Raw genomic sequence first — 250 nt, 5'->3', positions numbered from 1 at the left:
GTCAGCCGCTGCGCAAGTACGTGCCGCTTGAGTTGGGTTGTCAGGCCCTTTTGATTGACCGCCAAACGGACGCTGGTAAATACGACCTTCTTCTGTTCGAGAGAAAGGAAGTCCCATATGATCAAGCTCGAAAACCGCTTGAGGGCCAACTGAACACATGTACTCAATCGCGTCTTGGTCACCGATGTAATCAGACCCTTTAACAGTGTCATACATATGCCAACGCCAATCATCGTTTGGGTCCGCACTT

1 protein-coding gene is annotated in these 250 nt (G+C 50.4%); it reads right to left on the bottom strand.

Annotated features, from left to right (window positions below):
- Positions 1-250 (bottom strand): FAD-binding protein (locus tag A3739_RS07925; protein ID WP_156502459.1); only part of this gene is annotated, 250 nt, incomplete at both ends.

Source organism: Oleiphilus sp. HI0067, from assembly GCF_001635735.1.
The sequence above is the reverse complement of the archived record's forward strand: the minus strand, read 5'-3'. Positions and strand labels throughout refer to the sequence as shown.